The sequence below is a fragment of the Lacticaseibacillus jixianensis genome, assembly GCF_003946485.1.
Taxonomy (GTDB): domain Bacteria; phylum Bacillota; class Bacilli; order Lactobacillales; family Lactobacillaceae; genus Lacticaseibacillus; species Lacticaseibacillus jixianensis.
In genome coordinates this window covers 25,824-35,786 of the sequence record NZ_RHOJ01000027.1, presented here as the reverse complement: position 1 = coordinate 35,786, position 9,963 = coordinate 25,824, and the positions used below count along the sequence as shown (strand labels likewise).

Sequence of the window (9,963 nt, the reverse complement as noted above, 5' to 3'; positions counted from 1 at the left end):
AACAGGTCGTATCGACTTGGTGTTTTTATTTTTTCCGCTCGGCGACGATAGTGGCTAACTTGATTCTAAAACGCGGGAATGCTAATAATTGTGCTAATAAGAGTATTATTTTCCTCTTTCACGCAAAAAAATAGGCGGTCTGTTAAACCGCCCACTCGTTTCTGTGTTGCTCAATGTTAGGCTTGCCGGCGCTTGTAGTAGGCCAGGCCGCCCACCGTCAGTAGCGCAGCCCCGCCGATCACGAAGACGATGATCCCGGCGCCCCCGGTGTGGGGCAGGATGCCCTGCGGCTGGTTGGGCACGTCCAGCGCCGCGGCGTCTTCCTTGACGTCTTTTTCTTTGCCGTCCAGCTGGTAGCCGGCCGGAGCGGTGATTTCCTGGTAGGTGTACGCGCCCTGCGGCTTCAGGCCGTGCAGCACGCCGGCCAGCCGACTTTCCGCGTGAGCCGTGAAGCCGAACTCGCCGTCTTTCTCGCTGGACACAAACTTGGTCGCCAGCTTGGCGTCTTCGACCCATTCGACCTCGACCGCCTCAGTGCTGAAGCCAGTCACGGTGTTCTCCTTGGCCTCGATCACGTGGGCGAAAAGCTTCCCGTTTTTGATCACGAAGGTCGCACCGCCCAGGAACGTGTTGCTGACAGCGTCCACCTTGCGGAAATGCAGGTCGTAGGTTGCAGTCGCCACGTTCTTCGGGTAGACGTACGCGGTCGGGTACTGGCCATCAGCCGTTTTCTCCCCCACCGGCAGGCTCAGCACAAAGTTGGCCGCCTTCTGGTAGCCGGCCGTCCCGGCGCCCTGGTCATCCTCGACAAACAGGTAAACCGGCTGCTTGCCCGCGTCGTTCCTCGTGTTCAGGTTGAACGTGATCTGGCCCTGGGCGTCGGTGGTCCCGTCCGCGACCGGCGTCAGCCCCGCTGGCACCGCCTGGTAGTGGGCGTTGACCGCTTTTGAGCTGACCGTGTCGGTGGCCTTGCCGTCGCTCCCGGCGAACGCGCCGGCCTTGGCCTGCGCCCAGTAGTCGGCGGTGATGTCGTACACGTTGAAGTGCACGTTCGGTACGACCTTCTGGTTCGCCGCGCCCTGCCACGGCTGGGCCGGATCGACCGGGCCCACCGGCTGCTCCTCGGTAAACCCGAGCTTCGTCAGCAGCACCGGCTGGGTGATGCCTGGCTGGGCCGTCCCCGGTGCCGGTGTCGGTTCTGCGGCCTGGACCTGGTGGCCGGCGAGCAGCCCGGCGGCCAGCGGCGCGGCCAGGAGGGCGACGGTCAGTCCTTTAAGCAGTTGCTTTAATCCTGTCTTCATCATGATTGTTCCCCTTTAACTGGTTTTTTGAGTTGAGTGCCGATCAGTAGCAAAAAGATGAGGCCCACGGCGCTGAGTCCCGGCGCGGCGGCGGTCCCGGTGGCGGGCAGGCAGGTTTGCGTGTTGCCGCCCCCGGTGCCGCCCAGCCCCGCCTCGTCCGTGTCGTCCGGCCCGCCCGTATCCGGCAGGGGCGGGCGCGCGGCGCTTTTGGGCCAAAGCCGCAGCACCCCGCTGGCCGGCAGCGACGCCACCATCACCTGGCTGGTGAAGCCGGCCGGGCCGGCGGTCTGTGCGAACTTGTACACCGCCAGGCGCCCGGCGGCCGTGTGGACTAGACCAGTGAACCGGGCCACGCCGCTAGCATCAGTGATGCTGGTCCCCAGCGGCTTGCCGACGGCAGGTGCCGCCACCGCTTCCTGCACGGCCGGCCCGCCGCCGAGCGCCCAGTAGGCCTGGGTCACGTCGTAGGCGGTGAAGGTCAAGCCGGGCACCGGTTGCGCCGCTCCCGCGGGCTGCGCGGGCGCCCGCATGCTTTGGATGATCACCGTGCCGGCGTGGACCGGCTGCGGCGCGGCGGCGGCCAGGCCCAGCAGCGCCAGGCCCGCGAGCAAAATTGTGCGCATGCTTTGTTTAACCACGCTGCCGCACCTCCTTTCGCCAGGCCAGCAGGCCCAGCAGCAGGCCCGCCGTCAGTAGCGCGCCGGCCGCGGCGCGGAGGCCGAAGCCCGCGCCCGTCCCGCCGGTGTGCGGCAGGACGGTTTGCGGCCGGTTCGTGAACGTTAAGGTCAGCGTATCGGGCGTCGCCCCGGCCGGCGCAAGCGGACGCTGCACCGGCGCCTGGTCCCCCGCGGTCATGGTCACGCTGTAGCGCACCGTGCCGTTGCCGTTGGTCACAGGAGTCTTAACCCCCGCAAAATCGGCGGCCGTGATGGTCAGTTTGATCACCTTAGCGTCTCGCTGGTAGCCGGCCGGCGCTTTGCTTTCCTGCAGGTAGTAGGTCGCGTCCTGGGTGAAGGCGAGCGGCTGGCTGAACATCAGGTTGCCGGCCGCATCCGTCGTGGCGGTCTGCCCGCCAGCGGCCGGCACCTGGCCGCCATCCAGCTGGGTGTTCACCCGGAACTCGGCACCAGCCAGCGGCGCGTTGGTGCCCGCCGCCGTTTTGTGCAGGCGCAGGTGCCACTTGCTTGGCCGGTAGGTGTTCGTCAGCTGGGTGCCCGTCGCGGTGTCGCTGGCGGCCGCAGTGTACCCGGCCGGCACCGTTATTTCCCGGGTGAAGTAGCGCGCGGGCTGGGCCGCCGGCAGCTTGGGCAGGTCTTGCCAGACGTGCTGCCAGGCCCCGGCGGCCGTCAGCGTGACGGGCGGGCCGATTTTCGTCGCGGCTTCCGGGTGGGCCGGATCGCCGCGGTACAGCTGCACGGCCACGCTGGTCGGCCGTGCAGGTCCGGCGGCGGGCTGTTCGCCGTAGTCCCACCAGTGTTTCTGCACCCGGAACTGGGTCATCGGCGTCAGGGTGTTGGTGATCGTCACCCCGTCCGCGGCCACGCTGCTGGTGTAGCCCGGCGGCGTTATTTCCTCGGCGCGGTAGTGGATCGGCGTGCCGTCCTGGGTGAAGCGCGGCAGGTCCGTGATCGTCAGCTTCTGGCTGGGGGCCTGGGGGGCCACCTTGAGCGTCGCGGTTTGCACCACGGTCCCGGCCGCGGGCTGATCGGCAATAATGTTGAACGCCACGGTCCGCGGCCGCTTGCCCGCGGCGTTATGGTCGTCGGCCCAGATTTTCGTCAGCGTGAGGTCACGGGCGGTCAGCCACTGATTATAAAAATTGTGCACGGCCGCGCCGGCCCGCTGGTGGAGCCCCCGCGAAAACACGTAGCCGTTCATGTCGCCGCCGTACCAGACCACCGTGGCCTGCGGTGCCACCACGCTGCCGGCCACCGCGATGCCGTGGTGGCGCATCTGGGCGAAGTAGTCCTTGTCGTAAAGGTCCGCGCCGTTTGGTCCGACCGGCCTGACCGCGTTCAGGCCCGGCCTGCCCACGTTGATGTCCGGGGCGGCGCCATTTTGGCTCGTGAAGTTCGTCACCTGCGTCGCGTTCGGCAGGTAGAACAAGGTGCGGTGGGCGACCTGAGGCACGATGGCGGTCGAGCCACCGTACTGTCCCTGCTGGTTAAAGACCACCTTGGTCGCCTTGGTCGTAAAGATGATCTCCTTAGTCAGCGAGTCATCGATCAGGGCATCCAGGTGGCTCACCTGCGGCATGAACGCCGTGCCGGTGTGATCCGGCGCAATGGTCACCACGTACACGTGCGGATCCGCCGCGCTGGGCTGCACCGTATAAGGCAAGTTCGCGTCCCCGCCCGGAATGCCCGGGCCGGCAGCGGGATGGTCCGCGTAGGCCGCAAGCTGCTTGGTGAGGGCCGTTTCCTGCTCGGTCAGCTTGGCAAACGTCTCCGCCAGCGCGCCGGCCGGCATCAGCCGGGCCCCGCCTTGCAGCTCGATGCGCGGCTGCGTGAACCAGTACGGCGCGGCCGCGGCGGTGACCAGCCAGCCCGGATTGGGTGCCGGCGTCATCGTGCCGCTCACCCGCGCCCAGCCGCTATCAGAATAGTTGCGGATCTGTCCCGCCAGCAGCAGGGCGATCTTGTGCCGCGCCGTGAGCGGGTCCCCGACGATCGGGACGCCGGGCGTGAACCCCGCGGCGTAGTTGAAGTTCCCCGCCTGGCCGTTGACCGCGACCTTGGGGATCAGCGCGTCGCCCTGAACCGCCATGGCCCCGGCGGTCGCGCCGGTGTCGGCGCTGTGATTGCCCGAGACAAAGACGCTGTATAAAAACAGGTCGGCCTCGTCGCCGGGTCGGCCCATCTGGCTGGGATCAAACGGCAGGGCCGCGGCCTGATCCGCGCGGACGGCCGCCGCCGGCAGAAGACTGCCTAAACCAATCAGCGCGATCAGGGCCCACCGGCCAAGGTTGCGCATGCGATGCGAACACATAAACATTCTCCTAATTAATTTGTTCCCCGAATGGTTCCCCATTTTTTACATTAGTATGCATGACCGTTACATTGGTTAATACCAATTTTACATCCCAGCCATCTTAAGCGCGCCGCCAGCGCCTGTCAATAGGACCACTGCCGCCGGGAAGGTAGACCACTTCCGCGCGGCTGGGCCCTGGTCCGGGGACAACTATTGCCGTTAAATGGGCATTTATAAGCGATAATTAGTAAAGTTATGCCGAGGCGGGGCAGGAAAATCTTCGCCATCCCGTTGTTATAGCGTTTTCATTTTGACTTGCACCAATCGTCCGCCCATTGCGGCACTGGTCCCTGCATAAGTGGTCCCTAACCCGTCAATTCGTTCCCATATTGATTTTGGTTTAGACCAATACCGGAAAATTTTTTGGGTGATATTTCTGCACTCATACGCGGGGCAGCAAAAAGGCCGGCCCCGCGGGACCGACCTGGTCAATCTGATCAACTGTTGTCACCCTTACTTCATCCGTGTCGAAACCGGATCACTGATCGTCCAGGTGATGGTTGACTGGTACGCCGCCGCCTGAATGGGCGCCGCTGGCGGCTCAATGCTCATGGTCACATTCAGCAGCGCGGCAGAGAGGTTGCTTTGGACCACGTTCGTCTCATTTCTGTAGAACAACAGCGGGGTGTTCGTCGAGGGAATATTGGTCGACGAGGGGCGCAGCGAGTTGCTGTTGATGTGGAGGACGGTCTGGAAGGCCGTGGCCGGGTCGTTATTGATTGTCCAGGGGCTCATCGCCACGTAGATGCCCTTGCCCGGGTTCAGCACCGCCGAGATGGAGATCAGCCCTTGTGCCAGGTGATCGCCGGCCAGCGCGTCCAGGGAAATGAGGCCAAAATTCAGCATCCCCCCGACCGTCAGCTTATCGGCCTGGGTCGTTGGCCAGACGCCGTCGTCCTTGATGAACGTGGTCAGTTCGTCGCGCTGCTGATCCGTCAGTTGATGGTTCTGCTGAAGCAGCGCGTTTGCCGTCTCAACGGTCAGCTGCGGCTTGTAGCGGTCGACGGCGGAAGGCGACAGCTGATCAGCGAGCTTTTGAAACAGCTGGTTAACCGACACGTCGTTCAGCAGCAGGCCCCCCGTGGTGTTCACATTCAGAAGCGGCAAGAGGTCGTTCCAGGTGTTCCAATCGGCCACGTCCCAATGGGCGTCCTTGACGTCGCCGACCCCGTTATTATCGACCACTGACTGTAGCCAGCCGTTCAGCATGTCCGTCATTTTGGACAGTTCATTGCCGGCCAGGTTCAGGTTAGTCAGGTGTTCGGCAATGGCCGGCGCCTTGCCCCACGGGAAGGACGTGATTTGGTTATTTGACAGATCCAGCTCGGTCACCCGCTGATCAGCACTCGTGTTAAACAGCGTCTGCTGCAGCTGCCAGGACTGGTCAAGGTTGCCGAGGTGGTTGTTGGCGAGCACGAGGCTCCGCAGCTTCGGCAGCCGGTTGGTCTGAAACAGCGCCAGGATCATCTGCGCGGTGCCGCTGTCGGTGATCTCGGCCGTCACGCCGTTCAGGTTCACCCGGGTGGCCGCCTTCGCGCTGGCGATGATCTGAAACAGCAGGTTCACCGCGGGCGAGGCGGACGCGTAATCGGCAAACTTCTTGGTGACCAGCGGGCCCGTGGCCGCGTCGACCGTCCCCGCCGCGTTGAGCCCGTAGTTCGTCAGATAATAAGAATAATTATCTTGCTCGGCCAGCGAGGTCAGGTGCTTGGCGCCGGCGATCCAGTCGCCCACGGTCTTATTCGGCGTGGACGTGGACGCCCCTTCCCCGCTGCGGACCACGGTCGCCAGGCTGACGGTTTCCAGCGCCGCCACGTTGCCAACGGTGAAATCGTCAGGCGTGGCGCCGGCCTCCTTCGCCGTGCGGCCATCGGGGTAGCGGCTGTTGTCGATGATGACCTGCACCACCGCCTTGGGGATCCCGTAGTCGATCAGGCGGCTTGCCGCATACGCCGCCGAATTATCCGCCGGGACGGCCGCCGCCTGCACCGGCACCGCTGGCCTAACCAGCAGCAGCAAGCCCACGGCCGCAATGAGAATCAGTCGCCTTTTCCAGTCGCGCATCCGCACACCCTCCCTTCTAAAAAAGCCGATGACCAGGCCATTGCGCTCAGTTATCGGGTATTTTGTTATTATTCTACTGCTTGGGGCGGTTTTTCACGAGTAAAAATCATCCGCACCAGCTGCGTGCGGCAGAGCGGACGCCGCCACGCACTGGCAACCACGCCTTCAAGCCAGCCGCCTATTTTGACGTGCTGTCAATTGACGTGCTGATGGTCCAGTGGATGGTGGTTGAGTAACTGGCCCCTGCTTTGATCAGCGGGACCGAGGCGGGGTCAATCGTTAGGTCAACGGGATTGCCGTCCGGTTGCCCGTACCTGAAATCCTCGTTTTGCCGGCCTGGCGAATTGTTCGTGTAGAATTCCTGCCCCCCCTGACCGGGCGTTAAAGTGAGGGCCGGGTCATCGTCGGTTCGACTGGTCGCGGAGCCGGTAAACACCAAACTGGCATTGAAGGCGGTGGGGCCCTGCCAGGCGTCCATTTGCGCGGACAGGCGACTGCCCGGCCAAAGCGCGACTTTGATCATGAAGGGATCAGAAGCCGGATAGGCCACCGAAGCTGGCGCAGCCGCCTGGGGATCAGAAGCCGGCTTTGGCAGCGAGGCCATCTGAATGGTAAAGTTCAACCCTCCGCTCAGCTGCAGCGACTGCGGCCCAAACGCGGCCTCAGGGCCATTAATGGCGATATCCAAATAATTTGCCGCGGGATCGCCGTTAGGGATCACGCTGGTGCCGGTCTTGATCGTCTCTAAGATTTTCTCGGCCGTGCCCTTGTTCATCTGGCCGTAATAGCGCTCAACAGCGGCGCTGCTGATTTGGGCCGGGAATTCTTGCATGATGAGGTTCACCAAGCTGTCGTTCAGCCCAATACTCCCGTTGGTGACGTTGACCAGCGTGAGCAGCCAAGTGATAGAATCTTGGTCGGCGGTCGTTAACCCATCAACGTCCCCATGACCGCCATTTTGCTCGATCACAGTTTTCAGCAGGTCCTTCAGTGGCTGGGTGATCACATTGATGGTGTTGCCCGATAAATTCAAGTCGGTGAGCTTAGCCTCGATTGGGAATTGCCCGCCCCAAGGGATGGTCGGGATGTTGTTGTTAGATAGGTCGAGACCCGTGATGTTCTGTTCAGGCGTGACCGCGAATACCGTTGTGCCGCCGATATCGAAAATAATGTGCTTCAAATCGCCAAGGTTGTTATTCGCCAACACGAGCTGATGAAGGTTTGGCAGGCGGTTCGTCTGAAAGAGCGCGATGAGCGCCTGCGCGGTCATGCTATCCGTAATTTTCGACGCAACGCCGGTCAAGTCAACACGGGTGGCGGCTTTGGCACTCGCAACGATCTGAAACAGAAAATTAACGGCCACCTTTTCCGGCACCTGGGTGTTGTAGCCGGTGATCGTCTTTTTGGCTAGCGTCCCGGCCGGACCCGTGACGACGGTGTCAACGTTTTGGCCGTAAGCCGCCCCAGTAATATCGTAATAGGTCTGCTTCAGCGGGTCGCCGTTATCCACCCAGGGCTTGGCACGCGCGATCCAGCTGGCGACGACATCATCGGCTTGAGAAGAAGCGATGGTCCCGTCCGCCTTAAAGGTCACGTCCGCCAGGCTCACGGTGGCGAGCTGCTCAACGTCTGCGATCGTAAAAGTACTTGCGGTCTCGCCGTGAGCCGCCGGCGTCTTCCCGTCGCTTGCCGTGCTATTGTTCAGGATCACCTCAATGACGTCCGCGGGGATCCCATAGTCAAGCAGCGTATTGCCCGCGTAGCTCGCGTCTGCCGCGCGCGTCGGGGTCGACCCGGCCCCCAAGACGACCACGAGCAGCGCGGCGACTAGTAGTATCAGCTTGTGCCATTGACGCATGAGCTCCCCTCCTTTCCGAAAAGAAAACCCGATGACCAAGCAATGTGCTCAGTGATCGGGTACCGAATCGAACTTATTGTTTATGACGCTTTTTCACGAGCACGACGACCAGCGCGATGATGATCAGCACCAGCACGCCGATCACGCCGAAGATGGCGTAGACGAACCACGGGGTGCCGCCCTTCGCCTGCTGGATCTTGCGGTTGAGCTGGCGGGCTTTAGCGGCCGTCAACGTCGCCGCGCTTTTCTGCGTGCGGGCGTACTGGTAGTGCGTCCCGTCGGCCGCGACGTACTTGCCGCTGGGGTCCTTGACGTAGTACGCCTTGGTCGTCACCTCGTACTTACCGGCCTGCGCGTTTTGCGGCAGCGCCAGGCGGTAGTAGAAGTGGGAGTTTGGCGCCATCTGCATGTCCTTTTGCGTGCGCTGGTAGTGCTTGCCCGAGGCCTGATTGGTCGCGCTGGCTTCAATGCGCAGCTGATTTAAAAAGGTGCCGGACGGGTTGTGCACCGGGACGGCGATGGTGTTGCGGTACTGGTCTTGGCGGATCTGCGCCTGCTGCAGCCGCAGCTTGGGCTGCCAGGTCCGGTTCGTGTTGCGCGTGATGACCGCGATCTGGTACTGGAACTTGTTGACGATCGAGAGCTGGCCCTGTTTGGTCTTGGTCCCGCCTTGGTCGGCCGGGCTGAAGGTCAATGCGCCCACCATCAGGCCGTCGACGGCCGGCATGTGCAGCGTCGCCGTGTACGTCACAGTCGCCTTGGCCGGCAGCGTCACGGTTTTCGGCCCCTGCAGGGCGTCCGCCAGGTCATGGCGCAGCGTCGCGTCCCGCTTTTGGCTCAGGCTGTAGTCCACCGCGCCGTTGTCGTTCGTCTGCGCCGCCGTGACCGTGACGTTGACCTTGACCGGCTTGTTCGTGCTATTGACCAGCTTGGTCTGCAGCGGCGTGCTCTTGCCCGCGCCGACGACCACATCGTAGTACGACTCTTTAGGATCGCGCTGCAGCTTCGACTGAACCGGTGAAACCGAAAAAGGCAGGCCATCAGCCTGCACTTTCATTGGGATCACCAGTGCCATCAGCAGACTAGCAGCGAGGGCCGATAGTATGAATAATCGAGATCTTTTCATTAATAGTTAACCTTAGTTTCCGGTGGCTGAAATTGGATCTGTCAAGGTCCATGTCAGGGTGTTGGAGTAAGCGCCTGGCTTGACAGTCACCCCGCTTTTGATCTTCAAGCTCAACTGATTATTACCATCAAATGCGTCAGGAGTGTGGCCGTAGTCACCTTTCCCGGCTAGTGTGTCTCCTGTGGCTTGAATCGCCGTGTCACCGAGTGTCAATGCGGTCGAGTCGGAGTTAAGCGGTGCCGCGTCGGCGTTAGCGTCGGTGGTTGTCCATCCGGTCTGCTTAACGTTAAGGGTCCAACCCTTAGCGCCACTCAGAAAGTCGTCAACCGTGGCCGTCACCGGCTGCGAATCAGCGTACCCGCTAGTGTATACATCTAGCACCTTACTGCCTTTAAAGGCAACGGATCCGGTTGTGTTGGACAAGCTCAGGTTGCCACCCTCAAAGGTGACAGAGGCGTTGGTCGAACCGGTTAAACTATTTGTATCATCCGCACGAACAACGTTGCTTGCGCCGAACAGGCCGGCCACAGCAGCGGTAAGAACAAGACTAGTCATAAATTTTTTCATGAATAAGGTGCTCCTTT

The 9,963-nt window shown here is 62.2% G+C and carries 7 protein-coding genes; all 7 read right to left on the bottom strand.

The window, feature by feature from the left end:
* Positions 1-176 precede the first annotated feature (176 nt).
* The 7 genes from EKM85_RS09725 to EKM85_RS09695 all read right to left on the bottom strand — a co-directional run bounded on the left by EKM85_RS09725 (position 177) and on the right by EKM85_RS09695 (position 9,946).
* Positions 177-1,304 (bottom strand): pilin N-terminal domain-containing protein, encoded by a 1,128-nt coding sequence (locus EKM85_RS09725; RefSeq protein WP_125586394.1) that lies wholly within the window; start codon positions 1,302-1,304, stop codon positions 177-179.
* Positions 1,301-1,939, bottom strand: coding sequence for a pilin N-terminal domain-containing protein (locus EKM85_RS09720; protein ID WP_125586392.1), 639 nt, complete (start codon positions 1,937-1,939; stop codon positions 1,301-1,303). The genes EKM85_RS09725 and EKM85_RS09720 overlap by 4 nt, the downstream gene beginning before the upstream one ends.
* Positions 1,932-4,289: a Cna B-type domain-containing protein gene (locus tag EKM85_RS09715; RefSeq protein ID WP_164510741.1), complete on the bottom strand. Its 2,358-nt coding sequence runs from the start codon at positions 4,287-4,289 to the stop codon at positions 1,932-1,934. Before EKM85_RS09715 ends, EKM85_RS09720 begins: the two co-directional genes overlap by 8 nt.
* A 495-nt stretch (positions 4,290-4,784) precedes the next feature.
* A complete protein-coding gene (locus tag EKM85_RS09710; RefSeq protein ID WP_125586388.1) occupies positions 4,785-6,395 on the bottom strand; it encodes a leucine-rich repeat domain-containing protein in 1,611 nt (536 codons plus the stop codon).
* Positions 6,396-6,573: 178 nt separating this feature from the next.
* Entirely contained in the window at positions 6,574-8,253 is a 1,680-nt protein-coding gene (locus tag EKM85_RS09705) for a leucine-rich repeat domain-containing protein (protein ID WP_125586386.1), read from the bottom strand.
* 73 nt (positions 8,254-8,326) lie between these two features.
* Positions 8,327-9,379 (bottom strand): DUF916 domain-containing protein, encoded by a 1,053-nt coding sequence (locus EKM85_RS09700; protein WP_125586384.1) that lies wholly within the window; start codon positions 9,377-9,379, stop codon positions 8,327-8,329.
* 12 nt (positions 9,380-9,391) lie between these two features.
* Positions 9,392-9,946, bottom strand: coding sequence for a WxL domain-containing protein (locus tag EKM85_RS09695; protein ID WP_125586382.1), 555 nt, complete (start codon positions 9,944-9,946; stop codon positions 9,392-9,394).
* Between the last annotated feature and the right edge of the window lie 17 nt (positions 9,947-9,963).